This window comes from Lacinutrix iliipiscaria, from assembly GCF_042686125.1.
GTDB classification, from domain to species: Bacteria; Bacteroidota; Bacteroidia; order Flavobacteriales; family Flavobacteriaceae; genus Oceanihabitans; species Oceanihabitans iliipiscarium.
In genome coordinates this window covers 114,818-130,090 of the sequence record NZ_JBHUOV010000015.1, presented here as the reverse complement: position 1 = coordinate 130,090, position 15,273 = coordinate 114,818, and the positions used below count along the sequence as shown (strand labels likewise).

18 protein-coding genes are annotated in these 15,273 nt (G+C 30.8%); 8 read left to right on the top strand and 10 right to left on the bottom strand.

Features of this window, described 5'->3' with window-relative positions; genetic code table 11:
* Positions 1-28: 28 nt before the first annotated feature.
* The 4 genes from ACFS5M_RS13370 to ACFS5M_RS13355 all read right to left on the bottom strand — a co-directional run bounded on the left by ACFS5M_RS13370 (position 29) and on the right by ACFS5M_RS13355 (position 4,519).
* The gene (locus ACFS5M_RS13370; protein ID WP_183489220.1) at positions 29-862 is read right to left on the bottom strand and encodes a PAS domain-containing protein; all 834 of its coding nucleotides are present in this window, start codon (positions 860-862) and stop codon (positions 29-31) included.
* A complete protein-coding gene (locus ACFS5M_RS13365) occupies positions 849-1,274 on the bottom strand; it encodes a DUF7793 family protein (RefSeq protein WP_183489217.1) in 426 nt (141 codons plus the stop codon). Before ACFS5M_RS13365 ends, ACFS5M_RS13370 begins: the two co-directional genes overlap by 14 nt.
* Positions 1,275-1,278: 4 nt before the next feature.
* Entirely contained in the window at positions 1,279-1,692 is a 414-nt protein-coding gene (locus ACFS5M_RS13360) for a hypothetical protein (RefSeq protein WP_183489215.1), read from the bottom strand.
* 178 nt (positions 1,693-1,870) lie between these two features.
* Entirely contained in the window at positions 1,871-4,519 is a 2,649-nt protein-coding gene (locus ACFS5M_RS13355; protein ID WP_183489212.1) for a sigma 54-interacting transcriptional regulator, read from the bottom strand.
* A gap of 320 nt (positions 4,520-4,839) precedes the next feature.
* On the opposite strand from ACFS5M_RS13355, the gene ACFS5M_RS13350 reads away from it, so the two are divergent.
* From ACFS5M_RS13350 to ACFS5M_RS13315, 8 genes are all read left to right on the top strand, one after another.
* The gene (locus ACFS5M_RS13350) at positions 4,840-5,517 is read left to right on the top strand and encodes a VOC family protein (RefSeq protein WP_183489208.1); all 678 of its coding nucleotides are present in this window, start codon (positions 4,840-4,842) and stop codon (positions 5,515-5,517) included.
* A 14-nt stretch (positions 5,518-5,531) separates the two neighbouring features.
* Positions 5,532-6,119, top strand: coding sequence for a Crp/Fnr family transcriptional regulator (locus ACFS5M_RS13345; protein WP_183489205.1), 588 nt, complete (start codon positions 5,532-5,534; stop codon positions 6,117-6,119).
* Between the two features lie 76 nt (positions 6,120-6,195).
* Entirely contained in the window at positions 6,196-6,816 is a 621-nt protein-coding gene (locus ACFS5M_RS13340; protein WP_183489202.1) for a hypothetical protein, read from the top strand.
* Positions 6,817-6,827: 11 nt separating this feature from the next.
* Positions 6,828-7,229 (top strand): DoxX family protein, encoded by a 402-nt coding sequence (locus tag ACFS5M_RS13335; protein WP_183489200.1) that lies wholly within the window; start codon positions 6,828-6,830, stop codon positions 7,227-7,229.
* Between the two features lie 12 nt (positions 7,230-7,241).
* Positions 7,242-7,691, top strand: a complete 450-nt coding sequence (locus ACFS5M_RS13330) for a DMT family transporter (RefSeq protein WP_183489198.1) — start codon at positions 7,242-7,244, stop codon at positions 7,689-7,691.
* Between the two features lie 12 nt (positions 7,692-7,703).
* A complete protein-coding gene (locus tag ACFS5M_RS13325) occupies positions 7,704-8,324 on the top strand; it encodes a GNAT family N-acetyltransferase (protein WP_183489196.1) in 621 nt (206 codons plus the stop codon).
* A gap of 112 nt (positions 8,325-8,436) precedes the next feature.
* The gene (locus ACFS5M_RS13320; RefSeq protein WP_183489194.1) at positions 8,437-9,066 is read left to right on the top strand and encodes an NAD(P)H-dependent oxidoreductase; all 630 of its coding nucleotides are present in this window, start codon (positions 8,437-8,439) and stop codon (positions 9,064-9,066) included.
* Positions 9,067-9,152: 86 nt separating this feature from the next.
* On the top strand, positions 9,153-9,728 hold the full coding sequence (locus ACFS5M_RS13315; protein WP_183489192.1) for a Crp/Fnr family transcriptional regulator: 576 nt from the start codon (positions 9,153-9,155) through the stop codon (positions 9,726-9,728).
* An 85-nt stretch (positions 9,729-9,813) separates the two neighbouring features.
* Here the strand turns inward: ACFS5M_RS13315 and ACFS5M_RS13310 are convergent, their stop codons facing one another.
* The 6 genes from ACFS5M_RS13310 to ACFS5M_RS13285 all read right to left on the bottom strand — a co-directional run bounded on the left by ACFS5M_RS13310 (position 9,814) and on the right by ACFS5M_RS13285 (position 15,272).
* Positions 9,814-11,037, bottom strand: coding sequence for an alpha/beta hydrolase-fold protein (locus ACFS5M_RS13310; RefSeq protein WP_183489190.1), 1,224 nt, complete (start codon positions 11,035-11,037; stop codon positions 9,814-9,816).
* 580 nt (positions 11,038-11,617) lie between these two features.
* The gene (locus ACFS5M_RS13305) at positions 11,618-13,141 is read right to left on the bottom strand and encodes a serine hydrolase (RefSeq protein ID WP_183489188.1); all 1,524 of its coding nucleotides are present in this window, start codon (positions 13,139-13,141) and stop codon (positions 11,618-11,620) included.
* An 87-nt stretch (positions 13,142-13,228) separates the two neighbouring features.
* Complete coding sequence (locus ACFS5M_RS13300; protein ID WP_183489186.1) at positions 13,229-13,888, bottom strand: SDR family NAD(P)-dependent oxidoreductase; 660 nt, start codon at positions 13,886-13,888, stop codon at positions 13,229-13,231.
* On the bottom strand, positions 13,885-14,340 hold the full coding sequence (locus ACFS5M_RS13295) for a GNAT family N-acetyltransferase (protein ID WP_183489184.1): 456 nt from the start codon (positions 14,338-14,340) through the stop codon (positions 13,885-13,887). Before ACFS5M_RS13295 ends, ACFS5M_RS13300 begins: the two co-directional genes overlap by 4 nt.
* A 16-nt stretch (positions 14,341-14,356) precedes the next feature.
* Complete coding sequence (locus ACFS5M_RS13290; protein WP_183489181.1) at positions 14,357-14,821, bottom strand: nuclear transport factor 2 family protein; 465 nt, start codon at positions 14,819-14,821, stop codon at positions 14,357-14,359.
* Positions 14,822-14,825: 4 nt separating this feature from the next.
* The gene (locus tag ACFS5M_RS13285; protein WP_183489178.1) at positions 14,826-15,272 is read right to left on the bottom strand and encodes a GNAT family N-acetyltransferase; all 447 of its coding nucleotides are present in this window, start codon (positions 15,270-15,272) and stop codon (positions 14,826-14,828) included.
* Position 15,273: the final 1 nt, after the last annotated feature.

The following is a 15,273-nucleotide window of genomic DNA, read 5'->3' as shown; positions in this document are numbered from 1 at the left end:
TTAATATGTTTTAAAGTATATTTTTAGTTTATAATTGTATTTCATAATTTATCTTTTGTCGGATTAGTTGAGATTCTACTTTAGCGTCTTGGCTATCGATTTTAATCGTATCATTTTTAAAAATCTCTTGAATCATTACTGTTGCAGAAGATATTATTCCAAGGTCGTTAAAAACAGGTGATATTATTACTGAATAAAAACTCATCTTTCCTTTTGAATTAACCTCATTAATTTCAAACTGACGCGGAGTTTTTTCAAAAAACACTTGCTCGATATTCTTTCTATATGTTTCAATAGAGTTTGAGCTCATTTGAATATAAATATATGTTCCTATTAATTCTGAAACTTCTATACCATGATGGCTCTTATTTACATTTAATATTTTTCCATGTTTGTTTATTAAAAACATATGGAATGGCATACTGTTTAAAAAACCTTTATCGGCCTTAACCGTATTTAGTAATTGATTATTTTCTAAATGAAGTTTAGTCACATCATGATATATAGCTATATACCTTATGCTCTTATCTAGTTCATTCTTTACAGGAACTATAGTTGTATCTAAACATAATGTTCGTCCGCTTTTTAATGTTTCAGATAAAACACCATTCCATTTATAGCCCATTTTTATGGTACGCCAAAGACTTTTATATACTTCATCAGAGTATAAATGAGATTTTAATAGTTTTTGAGTTTCTCCAATAACTTCATTTGCATTAGATTCAATAAGTTCACAATAGTTATCACTTGCGTATTCTATTCTTCCCAAGGTATCTGTAATTGTAAATATGGTGTTGCCTTTCAATAAATCCACAACACTCTCATTTATATTGGCTGACAAATAATATTTAATTGCTTCCATAAAATTTATTTTTTGCTTCTATACAATATTGTTGTGCTAAGGTTATATCACTAAAAATACTGTATGGAATAATTGGGTCGAATATTCTTTTGTAAGCAGAAATTAATAACTTGGTTCCTATTGAGTTAAGAATAAATACTTCCGAAATTATAAGCGTCTTAAGTAACGAGGATTGTGCTAGAAAACTAACTGCTTCATTTGAAAAAGTAAAACGAATGTTTCTCAAGTCAATTAAAAAAGGCATCGCTTTACCATTACATAGTTTTACAATCGTATTAATATATAGTTTTACACTTTCAATATCTAAGTGGCAATAAGTCATACTATCTTCAAACTCGCAATAAATAATGTTCCTTACATCGGTCCAAAACCTTGCAGATCCTAATTGAATACTATTTTTCTTAGCTTCCATACTTTTAGTTTACAGCATTAAAAACAATACTACTTTTATTACAATACTTAATAGCTTTGTTACTATTTATATAAATTGTATCAGGAAGAATAGGATTATAAATAAAGCTAATTATTGATAAAATGCCCTTTAAGATATAAGTGTCAACTAAAAATGCTCTAGAAAGTATTATTGACTTTGCTTGAGGATTATTAGATAAAATTTTAAACACGCGTATTGAATGCTTATAACTAAGTTCACTCATGTCAATTAAAAATGACAAGCATTTACCTTTAGCTAAAGCTGAAATGGCTTTCGTGAAAATATTTGCTATATATTTATCACTTTTAGTATTATCAAAACCGCTTTGTATTTCGCAATAGATAATATCTTTTTCTATCCAAAACTTAAAATCATTTATTTGAATCAGTTCCTCCATTATTTTCATTTTTAAAACTGATGCCAAAACAAGTGCCAAAAATTAAATTTGAAGCAAAAAAAAACACAAACCACTGTTTTACAATGATTTATGCTTAATTAAATATTTACTAAAAAAACACAGAATGTCGATATACCGTTATTTTTTTCGGATGAAATGCACAATCAACGGAATACCGTTATAGCAATTTAGGTTTTACAATACCTAATTTTTTCATTTTATCGCGTAAAGTGCTAGGTTTTAATCCTAATAAATCGGAAGCCCCATGATGACCACTAATTTTCCATTGGCAATCTTCTAGGACTTGAAGAATATGGTTACGTAAAACAAAATCTAGAGATACATTTTTATTATTAATTGCTTGTTTCGCTTTTTGATTAGAAGTTTCAAAACCAGGTATTATTAATGTATCACTTGTTGATAAAATTGCTGCGCGCTCAATTAAATTTTCTAATTCTCTAATATTTCCAGGCCAACTGTAGGCTTTTAGTTTACTCATAGCATCATCAGAAATATACTTTATATGCTTTTCATAAGCTTTATTAAATTTATCGACAAAATGTTCTACAAGTAATGGAATATCGTCTTTTCGATCACGTAATGCGGGAATCACAATTGGAAATACATTAAGCCTAAAATATAAATCTTCTCTAAATTGCTTCTTTTCGATTTCTTCTAAAAGATTTCTATTAGTTGCTGCAATAACTCTTACATTTAGAGTCTTAGTTCCAACACCTCCAACGACTTCAATTTCCCCTTCTTGCAAAAATCTTAAAATTTTAGGTTGCATATCTAAAGGCAACTCTCCTATCTCGTCTAAAAACAAAGTCCCTCCATCTGCTAATTCAAACTTTCCGACTTTATCACTAAAAGCTCCAGTAAAAGAACCTTTTTTATGCCCAAATAACTCACTTTCTATAAGTTCTCTTGGTATAGCAGAACAATTCACTTTAATTAATGGTTTATTATTCCTAGAACTCGTATTATGAATTGCTCTAGCCAATAATTCTTTTCCTGTACCAGATTCTCCTAATAATAAAACGGTTGCATTAGTTGGTGCGACTTTTTCTACTTCGGTTAAAACATTACTAAATTCGGTACTTCCATAAACCATTTCTTCATAATTAAAGACTAAATCTAATTCGTTTCTTAAATAAAAATTCTCTTGCTCTAGTCCTTTTCTTAATTTATTTAGCTCTTTGTTTGCCTCAACAAGTAGCTCATTGGCTTTCGCTATTTTAGCATCAGAAATTTTACGTTTAGTAATATCTATAACCGTTGCAAAATAGGCTAACATGTTTCCTTGCTCATCTTCAATATGAGAAAGCATAACGTCAACATTAAATCGTTTCTCATCCTTTCGAATATAAACACTTTCAAAGTGTTCTAATATTTCTCCATCAGCAATTTGCTTATGACGTAAATTAGACGCTTCTTCTGTTTCTGGTGAAGAAAATGGATACGGACATTCTTGACCTATTAATTCGTCTTCTGAAAATCCAGACATTTTACAAAAGGAAGGGTTTACGCTTATGATTCTTGTTTGCTTATCAAAAACAACCAAACCTTCATGCATTGAACTAATTAAACTTTCAGAATAATTTTTAACAGATTTTAGCTCTTTTTCTACTTGAATAAGCTTAGTGACATCTCTAATAACACCAACTATAAACTTATTGCCTTTGTCGTCTATAAATCTATTTTTTTTTGTAGATATCATTCGAGTAGGTTTCCCTTTAACAGTAAGGGTTTCTACATTAATGTTCTCAATACCTGTTTTTAAAACTTCTTTATCAATCTTTAAAAAACTTTCTCTTTCACTTGGCAAAACATCCTGCTCTAAGGTACTCCTAATAATTTCTTCTTTTGAATGATTAAAAATTTCGCAGAAAGCATGATTTACAAACATTAAGCGGCTTTTATGATCTTTAACAAATATTGGGTCTCCAATATTATTAATAATATTGTCTAGATTTTTCTCACTTTCTACTAAGCGTTTTTCTATTTTTTTTCGTTCAGAAATATCTGTAAAATAAAGTGTTACACCTTGAGGGTAAGGATAAATTCTATTTTCAAACCATTTATCAAAACCTTCAAAATAATCCTCAAATGATTGAGTTTCTTGAGTTTTTGCAGCCTTATAAAAAGCTTTATAAGTCTTTGAATTTACAGCTTCAGGAAATTCTGTCCAAACATGCTTACCAATTAAACTATCTGGTTTTCTTCCTATAAGTTCGCCTGCTTTGTCATTTATATAGGTATAACACCAATTCGTATCAAAAGAGACTAAACCATCAGAAATATGAGCTAATGCGTTATCTAGTTGCGTTGCAATCTTTTTGTGACTTATTAAATCAAGGTATTTTTTCCTATAATTTATTACAGAAAATAATTCTTTACTTGGGAAAGTTTTTGTTGTAATACTTTGCTTATCAATAGATTCATCTTGAACTAGAACAAAATAAGCGATGGTTTTGTCTTTGCTATTCTTTATACTTGCTACAAATAATGTTACAGGAATTCTGTCTTCGTTTTTTCGCTGATAAACAACTTCAAATTCAGATTTTAAATTATCCTTTAACATTTCTTCAAAACGACTCATGTAGTCATTATGAAACTCTTCAGGCCAAAAAGGAAATGGCGCACTTAATCCTAATAATTCATGCTTATCATATCCAGTGAATTTACTAAAGGCCGAATTAGAGATTACTATTCTTCCCTTAGTATCTAAAATTATAAAACCATCCTGAAGTGACTCTATAAAATTTTCAGTAAAACCATTTAATTGTTGTAATTCATTAATTAACTTTTCATTAATCTTACTCATAAAAACATATTATTGTCCCCTCTAATATCTTTTTTTGAATTGACCTTATACCTATAGCAATTAGTACTCAATCAATAGATAAATTTGATGCAATTAAGTTAAAATAATTAGTTGATAAAAGCAATTTTTTTATTAATTAATAACAGGCTAAATATTAAGCAAATACAATATAAGCATAGGAATATATCATGATTTAATAGTAAGATAATCGCCTTAACCTGATATCGACTCTCATTTTATTCATAGTTTTTACAAACTAGTTTATAAGATAATTTTATAAAAAAAATGGAATTTGTATTTTTGATATTGATAAAATTATCATGAGAATAAAAGAATTAAGTTTATTTACTAAAACTTTAGAGTTAGAAAAAATATTTTATTCCGAAACTCTTGGTTTTAAAATCCTTAAAGAAACAGATCATAGCTTTACTTTAAAAATTGGCTGGAGCAGATTAACTTTTATGAAATCTGATGAAGAATTTAAATACCACTATTGTTTTTTAATTCCTTCTAACAAGCTTGAAGAAGCTATGGCTTGGATAAAAAAAAGAGTTACTGTTTTAGATATAGATAAGGGCAGAGAAATACAGCATTTTGAAAGTTGGAATGCAGATTCATTTTACTTTTTTGATGCAAGTGGCAATGTTGCTGAGTTTATAGTAAGGTATGATTTAAAAAATCAAATGGATAATCCCTTTAGTATTGAAGATGTTATTTGTGTTAACGAAATAGGTGTACCAACAACTTCAATTAAAAATACCAATTCACTAATTGAAAAAGAAATAAATTCTTGTTTTTGGAAAGGGAACACACAATATTTTGGAACAAACGGAACCCAAGAAGGATTATTCTTATTACCAAACTATAAAACTAGAGCACATTGGTTTCCAACAGATTTGCCTATAACACCATCACCATTTAAAGCTATAGTTGAAAATCATAATATTTTATATGATTTTGAATTTACAAAAGAGGTTATAAAAATTAAAAAGAATTAACTTTCTTATGCAATATGGATGAAAATAAACAGATACAACTTCTTATTAATCATATCAATAAAGTTGTCCCACTTGACAAGTATGGCGAACAAAAATTATCATCAATCCTTGTATTTAAAGACTTAAATAAAAAAGAATTTTTGATTGAGCCTGGAGAAACCGCTAATACCATGAATTTTATTGTTCAAGGCTCTATGCGTAGTTATTATTTAGATGAAAACGCACAAGAACACACCTTGCAATTAGGAATTGAAGAATGGTGGATAAATGATTTATATAGCTATTTAAGCAGGAAAGCATCTCGTATGTATGTTCAGGCATTAGAAAAAACATTGATTATACAACTCCCTAGAATTGAGTTAGAAAAACTATATATTGAAGTTCCTCAGGTTTCTAATTTTTTCCGTATTAAAATACAAAGCGCCTATGTTGCCATTCAAGAGCGTGTTATTGATAGTATGAGTGATGATGCCTATATACGTTACAATGACTTCAGAAAGTCGTATCGAAATATCGAACAACGTGTTCCTCAATATATTATAGCTTCATATCTTGGAGTTACCCCAGAGTTTTTAAGTTATTTACGAAAAAAACATTCTTAAAATCGCTTCTTAAGATACCTTAAGTTTTTTCTTCTAACCTGTATGTAATTTTGACCCATCAAATAACAAATGGGTAATGCTACGATTTATATTTTTATTATTTTTTTTCACTATTGGAGCTTTTACATCAAATGCGCAAAATGTTAGCTTCTCACCAGAAATACTTGTAGGAAATCGTTCTTCTGCTTATCAGCATTTTATTGAATATACATTCAAGAGTTCATGGTCTATTAATAATATCTCTCTATTTGATACCGAGCATACTAACGATAAGAATAACATCTTTTTTATAAGGAATATGCTGTCTTACAATCTCAACAGCAATTTTAAAGTAAATGCAGCTATAGGCGTTAAAAACCCTGGAGCATTTGCAACCTTAACATCTCAATATCAATATGTATCCTCCAGCTTTAAGTTAAGCTATGTTATTGGTAGCACATATCAAGATGGGTTTACACTTGAGCAAACATTAATACTCAATTACACTCCTAAACTAAATAAAACCATTCAGGGCTATATAAACCTTTTTGCAGTGGCGAACACCAATTTAAAAGTGCTTGATAGAGGTATTCAACAACTACGTCTCGGAATAAAAAAAGAAAAATTAATAACTGGAATAGCTGCAAATCTAGATCAGTTTAATAAAGCAGAAAAAACACTCGAAAACTTCGGAGTATTTATAAAGTATAATTTTTAAACATTCATATTATGAAAACAAAACAACACATCGGATTATTTATTTTAAGAGTATGCATTGCATTTACAATGCTGATTTATGGAATTACCAAGTTAATACATGGAATCGATTTCATTAAAACTTTATTAACTGAATTTGGACTTCCCTCCTTTTTTGGGTATGGAATTTTCATTGGTGAGGTTATCGCACCTATTCTCATTATTATTGGATTTAGAACAAAACTAGCCGGATTTGTATTTGCTATTAATTGTCTTGTTGCCATCCTTATGGTGCAACTTCCAAACATACTTAAACTAAATGAATTTGGTGGCTGGGAAATCGGACCAATCTTTATTTACATGATTTTTGGAATAGCATTAATCTTTACTGGAGCAGGTAAATATGGAATCTCTACTAAAAACAAATGGGATTAATAAATATAAACTATGAGACTTTATATACTAACATTTTTAGCATTAACAGGAGGTGTTTTTTTAGCTATTCAAGCTGGATTTAATTCGCAGTTAGGAAGTATTCTTAAACAACCTATACTTGCGGTAATCGCAACGTCGATAAGCAGTGTTATTTTCGGAATTTTAACCTTATTCTTTTTTGAAAAAAGCAGTATACAATCCATAATCACAGCACAAGTGCCTTGGTATTTATGGTTTATTGGAGGACTGTTTAGTGTAATTGGTATTTCTATTTATTTCTATACTATTCCAAAAATTGGTATTTCAAAAATGATTGCACTTGGACTTTGCGGACAGCTCTTATTTTCATTAATCGCAGGTAAATATGGCTGGCTTAATCTTCCTGTAGAACCCATTACAACTAAAAGAATTATAGGTGCTGGATCAATGTTACTAGGAATCATATTAATTAACACAAAATAATAATAGTGCTTTATGGAAACAATTAAAAACAACATAAATAATCTAACACATCTTTGGACAACCGTAAGTAAACCATTTAATGGATATGCTAATGATGACATCATAAGTTATAGTCGCATACAGAATTCTGAATGGCCAAACAAAATTTGGACAAGCCAAAAGCTCACATTAGAAATACTACATAACGTTAAAACCCTTGTCAGTACATCTCAGACAAAACTCCGTTTTATTGATTTTGAGTATGATAAAAAGATCAATAAAAAACTCATTGAAAGTTCTGGTTTTGTACTCACATCCTCATTACCTGGAATGCATTTAAAACTTAATACACTCTTTAAAACTAAAACTAAGTTAAATTTTCTATTGGTAACAAATGCTAATGATGCGAAAACATGGTGTGATATATTTAAAACCTCCTTTGGTTATATTATTAGTAAAGATGTCGTCTTAAAAAGTATGCACAGAGTAAGTTATTATGTTGCTTTTGAAAACAACAAACCCATAGGTGTTATAAAATTACATCTTACAAATAAAATTGCTGGAATATACAGTTTGGGCGTACCTTCTAATTTACGAGGAAATGGGTATGCTAAAGAAATGATGCACTTTATTTTAAATAAATCTTTTGAGTAAGGTGCAACTTTGGCAACTTTACAGGCTTCAAAACTAGCACAAGGTATGTATGAAAAAATGGGATTTATAAAAGACTTTACAATGAATAGTTATGAATTAAAAACACAATAAAATGGAATTACTTAAAAACTTAAACTGGCGTTATGCTACCAAAAAATTTGATACTTCAAAAAAAATATCAAATAATGATCTTGACAAATTAAAAGAAGCTGTACAATTATCGGTTTCCTCATATGGGCTACAACTATACAAAATTTTAATTATTAAAAATTCAGAAATCAGAGAGCAATTAAAACCAGTTTCTTGGAATCAAAGTCAAATTACTGATGCTTCTCACCTATTTGTATTTTGTAATTATATTGATGCTTCTCCAGAAGCCATTGATGCCTTTATTAAACAAACAGCAGAAACTCGTAACCTTGATTTAGACCGACTAAATGGTTATGGTGATTTTATAAAATCTAAATTAGCTGAAAAATCTACAGAGGATAAAACGAGCTGGTTAAAATCACAAACCTATTTGGCACTTGGAAACCTCTTAAATGCTTGTGCCGAATTAAAAATTGACGCTTGCCCAATGGAAGGTTTTGAACCTGAAGCTTATAATAAAATCTTAAACTTGAAAAGTCAAGGTCTTAATGCTGCTGTTATCGCTCCTGTAGGCTACAGACATAAGGATGACCACACAATTGGATTGCCAAAAGTGCGTAAACCCATAGAACAACTCTTCGACATTATATAATTGAATTATATTTTTTATTTAAAGGTTTGGGTTTATGCTCAAACCTTTTTAATTTAGAGATGTTTTTATATTATGACAATCTCTTTATGGAAAATGACATCGTAAAACTGATTTCTAGATACCTCTCTTTAAATGATGAAGAATCAAAGGCTTTTACCGAATGTATTCCTATTAAAGCATTTAAAAAAGGAGAGATTCTTTTAAGAGAAGGCCAGGTTTCAAGAGATTCTTATTTTGTTATTGAAGGATGCGTTAGAAAATATTATATAATTGACGGTGAAGAACGTACCACTGAGTTTTATGTTGAAGATGAATCTGTTGCCTCACTGCAAAGCTATAAAAACAAAACCTCTGCCAACCATTACTTTGAATGTGTTGAAGATTGTAGACTAGCTGTTTTAAATTATGATAAAGAGCAAGAATTATTTAAACGTGTTCCAAAATATGAAGCTTTATGCCGAATGTCTATGGAAAATGATTTTGGAGAACAGCAGGAAGCATTAGCTAAATTTATAACTTCTAGCCCTGAAGAACGCTACAAAAACCTTTTAGAAACCAGGCCAGATTTATTACAACGTGTACCACAATATCATTTGGCGAGTTATTTGGGTGTGAAACCAGAATCATTAAGTCGCATAAGGAAACGAATAGCTAAAAAATAAATTTTTAAGAAAAAAAATGCTCTAGAAAAAAATCCTAGAGCATCTGAATAACTGCTATTAACTGAGGGATTTTTATTCTTCTCTTTTAATTTGTTTTTCTTAACCTACCTACCTCTTGCAATAAATCATCTTCTTGTCCCAGCTTGTACTTTCTTGACACTTCAACTCCTAAAAGATAAGTGTCTATTGCTTTAGCTTTTTGACTATTCTTCTCATATAACTTTGCTAAATAAGTTAGAAGTCCAACATACATGGGATAGGCCTCGGATGCTCTTTTTAGCACAGTTATGGCTCCTGAATCATTCTCATTTTCAACTAATACTGAAACAAGACTAAAATAATCTTCTGCAGATCTTCGTGCGTTATCGCCATATTTGTTTTTTAACCGCTGTTCTTCTTTTAAAAAAGTCCCATCACTAAAATTATTAACTAAGCCATCACTTATTTTTAAATCGGAAAATAAAAACTTTAATCCATTATAATTCAATATTAATCTAGATACCATGTGTCCTTCATCCCCAACTTCTTCATGGAGCCACCTAAAATTTTTAGGCGGGTTTTCTTTAATAGTATCAACATACCTCAATAGTTCCTGTCGCATTCCCCAACCATCTCCACCACCAATACCAAAATAAACTGTTTTGTTCAGGCTTTCATTGGATTTAAAAAAGGATTTTGCTTTTTCTGTCATTTCTTCCTTATTCCACCAAAGCGCTGGTGCTTCCACAATAAACGCATCAAAAAGATCCTTTCTTTCCATAAGCGTATAAACACTAAAAAGACCTCCCAAAGAATGTCCTTCCAATATACGATAAGGATGTGTTCTATAATTGGCGTCAACAAAAGGAATTAATTCCTCACTTAAAAACTCAAGAAACTTAGGAGCGCCTCCACTTTGCGGTATACCAACGTTTCCAGCACTACCATGAACATTCTGTCCAGCATTAGATGGCGTTAAATCCTTTGTTCTATCCAAACTCTCTAAACCTACCACAATTAAAGGAGGAATCAATCCTGATTCAGTTAAAAGCTCTACTGTTCCAACAGTATGTTTTATATTTTGTAGACCATCCAAAACATAAAGTACAGGATAATTAGTGTTTGAATCTTTGTAGCCAATGGGTAATGAAATAATAATTGGGCGTTCTTTATTCAAAATATTTGACTTGATTATATGTTGAGTTCCTAAACCCAAAAGTTGATTATCTTCAGTCAATTCTATTTTATTGGCTACTTGTGCATTTGATTGATGATAACATAATGCCATAATTATTATTAGCATTAATTGTTTAAATGTTTTTGTTTTCATAATCGTAATTCTTTTAATTTTTATAAGATTTTGTAGTTCCATATATAAGCATGTATAGTGTTAAACCTACCTCTCCAAGAGGAGCAGCAATACTAACAACTAACGTTGTATAACCTTCATAGCTCGGGATGTTAAATTTCTAAACGCTTCAATGAGAGAGCTTGTTAAAGCACCAACAATAGATCTCTACACAGCTTTGGAAACATAAAGGATTTGTATATGAGTAGTGCTAGTAATAGATAGTGCTCTCTAAAAAAAGGCGCCTGCAATGAGAGAGCCATAATGTAAGCTTCCATAAAATAGGCACTAATTTCAGAACTTGAGTTGTGTTAAATGAATTTGACATAAACACCAGAGCTGCTAAATGATTAATGGCTAGGGTACTACTCTTCCCTTTTAATCACTTTTACAGTCTTACGATCTACCCACCATTTTCAAATGGATGTGTTTCTGTGTTCACTTCAAACTGTTGTACAGAACAAGATGTTATAGCTACTCATACCAACATCTCGAATATTACTTTTTTTTATGTTCATAATGTTATATTTATTATGAAACGAAGGTATTGCAATGTTAAAATTTATTCATTGACTTTAGTTAATACTGAAAGTTTTTCTGTTGAATTGTCACACCAAAAACAAGCACCTTCTGTAGGTTTTAACTCTAAAGCTTTTGTATAGGCTTCAATGGCGTTATCTTTTTCATTTGCCTTGTAATAAGCATCTCCAAGAGAATCCCAGCTATTGCCATCTTCAGGAAATAATTGTGTGTTAAGCTTATAGATAGTTATCGCTTTTTTCATTTTATTTTTTCTGTAATACGTGCCTCCTAAACGATTTAAATGTCTTGGTGAGTCGATGGTGTTTTCAAATTTCAGTTTTAATTGTTTTACTAAATCATCAATACTACCCTTATGTGCTTCGGTAAATTTGTAAAGCTCACTCACCATATACTTTGGTAATTCTTCAGGGACATAAGCCTTATCAAATAACATCTTTTCAATTTCCATGGTCATTCTTCCTATTGGTCTAATATAGGCATTAGAGGCAAATAGCATCACAATATTTTCTTCAGGAAACCATATAAACTCATAATAAGAAATACCATTAAATCCGTTATGAGTGATGACTTTAGTATCTCTTTTAGAGGTATAAACAGTCCAACCATAGGCATAGTGGCTCGACTCGTCTTCATATTCAGCTACATAGGGCTTTGTGAGAATTTCAAAGGACTCCTGAGATAAAATTTTATTAGACTTTAATGCTTGATACCATTTGTACATGTCATTATTCGTAGAATGTACACCACCATTCGCAAGTACCGTTCTTGCAATTTCTCCATCTTGTTTATACTGTTCAATATGAGAACCTTCATTGGAAACATTAAGCAAATATTCATTGGCAGTAGTCGCGTTATCCCAATCTGGGAACAAATAACCTGTGTGCTTCATTCCTGATGGTTGGAATAAGTTTTCACTCAAATACGTTTCATAATCCTGACCAGAAACAAGCTCAATAATTCGTCCTAAAATGCTATAGCCTGAATTTGAATATTCGTACCTAGAGCCAGGAGTGAATAATAGCTTCTCTTGAAACAGATTTGAAAAATAAATATCCATTGATGTGAGATCAAAATCATCAGTACTGCCATGACCAAATCCAGCTGAATGGGTTAATAACTGATGAATGGTGATGTCTTTTTTATCCTCTGGCAAATCATCAAAGTAGGTACTGATAGGGCTTTCCACTTTTAATTTGTTGTCTTCAACTAATTTCACAATAGCAGCACCTGTAAACTGTTTTGACACCGAACAAATATCATATACCGTATTAGGGTTATTGAGTAGGTTATTTTCTTTATCAGCGAATCCGAATCCTTTATTAATAATAATAGTATCATTCTTAGCGACCAAAACTGATCCTGAAAAACCATTGACTTCACTTTGTTTTAGATAATCATCAATACGACTTGTCATCAAGTCAGATGGATTTGCTGTTGCTATTTTTGATTGGCAGGCAAGACTTAAAATAGCTATTAAAAAACCTAAAAAAAGATATTTGCTATACTCAATTTTAGAAGCTGATAATTGAAATTTGTCCTTCATAATATTCATTTTAATAATTTAACGCAAAAATATTGCTTTAAGTAGTTTTACTTATTGACTTTAGTTAAGTAGCATTGTCTGCTTTATCTACCATTCTCTAATCTTTCCCTGATGCCAAAACTGTCCACTTTCAACATCAGCATGTAATAAATTTAAAATATCAATAGCTACATCTTTAGGTAATCGAGGCGCGATTTTACCTCCCATATCGGTTTGTGTCCATCCTGGGTCTAGAGACGATACTTTAATGTGTTTTTCCTCTAATCTTTTTGCCAACAACTTGGTGTACATATTCAAGGCCGCTTTAGACATTTTGTAATGTGGCTGAAAAGCGTCAAAATTTTGCTCGCTAAAAGAGCCCCAATCAGATGTGATGTTAATAATATGTGCATTAGGAGTGAATAATGTCAAGAGCTTTTCAGTGAGTTCAATAGTCCCAAAAGCATTGATATCGAATGTCTTTTTCAATTGTTCCATATTGATTTCTGAAGCATCCCATTTTTCTATTAAAATGCCTGCATTGTTGATTAAAAAATCAAGTTTTATATCTCCTAAATTCTCAACGAATTTGTTAATAGAATCATTATTGGATAAATCGAGTTTTAAACATTTAAAATTAGAATAATCTAATGGATTATTTCCTGAGGTGGAGGAGCCAATGACCTTGAAACTTGGCTGCTTTGTCAACAACTCAACCGTTGCCAAACCAATACCTCTACTGCTTCCAGTAACTATTCCATGTTTCATGTTATATACCATTTTACTATTGACTTATTATTTACTTCAGCTCCTAATTTTTTATAAAAACGAATCGCTTTTTCGTTAGTACTTTCAACTTCCCATTTTATGAGTTCAATATTGTTTGAAGTACAAATGTCTTTTGCATACTGCATCAATTTTAGTCCTATATTGTTTCCTCTAAATTGTTTGCATACAAACACGTCATCAATAGCCATGTATGTACTTCCATTCCAAATAGAATAGTTCCACATATAAGTAACATAACCTATTAAAATACCTTTATTTTCTGCTACGATAGCTTCAAATTTTGGAGGTTGAAGATGTAAAAAACCTGAATCAATTATTTGATTTAAATCTGTTTTTAGGTATTGTAGTTGACCTTCATATTTAGCAAGTGCCTTAATTAAACCGAACAACGCTTTTGCATCTTTCTGGCTTGCTTTTCTTATGGTTGTCATTTTGCAAGTATTTATTCTACCAATATTCTTTAATCATAAAAATTTTCCCATTCTTAAACTCGAAAAGGGCCATTTGCATTTCACCTTCAACCGTTTTGACATCCTCCTTTGTGATGAAGCGTTTACTTACTGTAATGGCATTTAAGCCATAAATAACGTTCTCGATTTTTATGTCAACAACACTCCCATCGTAGCCTCCATTCGCTTGATTACGTTTGTAACCATTATAGAGGTCTTCACGTGTATAAACCCCACCATAATTTGGATGCACATAGGTAAAATCATCAGTAAATAACTCAAAAATGTTATCGATGTCTTCTAAGGTAGAGTTTTGCTGAAATACCTTTAGGTTTAACTTGTAATATTGATTAAACACATGGTTTAGCGAATCTTTATTTGTATTCAAATTATTTTCCTGTGCTTGTGCAAAATGAAGACCGCTAAACAGTAGTATTGCTATAATGATAAATTTAATTTTCATGTTTTCATATTTTAATTAATTCCAAGTGCAAAATTGGGTATGGCTTTCCTGAGGCATCCGTTTCAGATCGCCCAATGGTTTCAAAGCCACAGTGTTTGTAAAATCCAACAGCTTGTTCATTCTGCTCATTCACATCTACTTTGTTTACCTTAAGGCTATTAATTACATAGTCCAACAAAGTTTTACCTATACCTTTACCTCTATGTGATGGGTGAATGAACAACATTTCTAGATTTTCCTCGGCTACACCTACAAACCCTATTATTTTACAATACTCATCTCTACAACATCTTAATTCAACAGCGTCTAAATAAGTGTTTAGAATTAAAGGTTTGAAATACGCGATGTCTGCTTCTTTTAAAAAGTGGTGAGTTGCTCTTACAGATGCTTCCCACACATTTACAACCTCTTTATATTCGAATTTATCTATATAGTCTATTCCATGATCCATT

Bases quoted from the DNA above. Each gene is read 5' to 3' on its own strand.
- ACFS5M_RS13370 (WP_183489220.1), bottom strand. From the start codon at position 862: ATGGAAGCAATTAAATATTATTTGTCAGCCAATATAAATGAGAGTGTT.
- ACFS5M_RS13365 (WP_183489217.1), bottom strand. From the start codon at position 1,274: ATGGAAGCTAAGAAAAATAGTATTCAATTAGGATCTGCAAGGTTTTGG.
- ACFS5M_RS13360 (WP_183489215.1), bottom strand. From the start codon at position 1,692: ATGGAGGAACTGATTCAAATAAATGATTTTAAGTTTTGGATAGAAAAA.
- ACFS5M_RS13355 (WP_183489212.1), bottom strand. From the start codon at position 4,519: ATGAGTAAGATTAATGAAAAGTTAATTAATGAATTACAACAATTAAAT.
- ACFS5M_RS13350 (WP_183489208.1), top strand. From the start codon at position 4,840: ATGAGAATAAAAGAATTAAGTTTATTTACTAAAACTTTAGAGTTAGAA.
- ACFS5M_RS13345 (WP_183489205.1), top strand. From the start codon at position 5,532: ATGGATGAAAATAAACAGATACAACTTCTTATTAATCATATCAATAAA.
- ACFS5M_RS13340 (WP_183489202.1), top strand. From the start codon at position 6,196: ATGCTACGATTTATATTTTTATTATTTTTTTTCACTATTGGAGCTTTT.
- ACFS5M_RS13335 (WP_183489200.1), top strand. From the start codon at position 6,828: ATGAAAACAAAACAACACATCGGATTATTTATTTTAAGAGTATGCATT.
- ACFS5M_RS13330 (WP_183489198.1), top strand. From the start codon at position 7,242: ATGAGACTTTATATACTAACATTTTTAGCATTAACAGGAGGTGTTTTT.
- ACFS5M_RS13325 (WP_183489196.1), top strand. From the start codon at position 7,704: ATGGAAACAATTAAAAACAACATAAATAATCTAACACATCTTTGGACA.
- ACFS5M_RS13320 (WP_183489194.1), top strand. From the start codon at position 8,437: ATGGAATTACTTAAAAACTTAAACTGGCGTTATGCTACCAAAAAATTT.
- ACFS5M_RS13315 (WP_183489192.1), top strand. From the start codon at position 9,153: ATGGAAAATGACATCGTAAAACTGATTTCTAGATACCTCTCTTTAAAT.
- ACFS5M_RS13310 (WP_183489190.1), bottom strand. From the start codon at position 11,037: ATGAAAACAAAAACATTTAAACAATTAATGCTAATAATAATTATGGCA.
- ACFS5M_RS13305 (WP_183489188.1), bottom strand. From the start codon at position 13,141: ATGAAGGACAAATTTCAATTATCAGCTTCTAAAATTGAGTATAGCAAA.
- ACFS5M_RS13300 (WP_183489186.1), bottom strand. From the start codon at position 13,888: ATGAAACATGGAATAGTTACTGGAAGCAGTAGAGGTATTGGTTTGGCA.
- ACFS5M_RS13295 (WP_183489184.1), bottom strand. From the start codon at position 14,340: ATGACAACCATAAGAAAAGCAAGCCAGAAAGATGCAAAAGCGTTGTTC.
- ACFS5M_RS13290 (WP_183489181.1), bottom strand. From the start codon at position 14,821: ATGAAAATTAAATTTATCATTATAGCAATACTACTGTTTAGCGGTCTT.
- ACFS5M_RS13285 (WP_183489178.1), bottom strand. From the start codon at position 15,272: ATGGATCATGGAATAGACTATATAGATAAATTCGAATATAAAGAGGTT.